Source organism: Halomonas sp. AOP30-A1-24, assembly GCF_052378165.1.
In the GTDB taxonomy this organism is placed as follows: domain Bacteria; phylum Pseudomonadota; class Gammaproteobacteria; order Pseudomonadales; family Halomonadaceae; genus Vreelandella; species Vreelandella citrativorans.
The window spans coordinates 1-503 of record NZ_JBQSXL010000100.1 but is presented as its reverse complement, the minus strand read 5'-3'; the positions used below and the strand labels follow the sequence as shown (position 1 = coordinate 503).

At 50.5% G+C, this 503-nt stretch carries 1 pseudogene; it reads left to right on the top strand.

Annotation, left to right across the window (positions count from 1 at the left end):
• Positions 1-65: 65 nt before the first annotated feature.
• A pseudogene (locus ACT3TJ_RS18055) lies at positions 66-503 on the top strand (helix-turn-helix domain-containing protein); the annotation flags it as partial.

Here is a 503-nt window from a genome sequence, read left to right as displayed (position 1 = left end):
TAAGTGCTTCTGCATAAATTATCGCGCATAATAAACAAAGGTCCATCAGAGTAAAACTCAGAACCATGTCTCGGCGCTTACGTTTCGTTTCTTTAACACCTGGCCAGCAACGTATCTTAAATGAAGCCTACCAATACGGCGAAAAGAGAGCACTACGTCGTCGGGCTCACGCAGTTCTGCTCAACCACAAGGGCCATACGATTAACCAGATTCGCGATATTATCGGGGTTAGGCGCGATACGGTATCGACCTGGTTATCCCAATGGGAAGCAGACGGTATTGAAGGTCTTCAAGACAAGCCTCGCCAAGGACGCCCGCACCTCCTCAGTGAGAGCGATCTGGCTGTGTTAGAACAACTGGTTGAAGAGTATCCCCATCAATTGCCTGTCCTCCATGCCAGGTTTCAGGAGCAGACAGGTAACGTCGTCAGCCAGGACACGTTGCGGCGCGCGTTAAAAAAAAGGCTATAGCTGTAAGCGGGTACGCCGCTCATTGAGGGCACA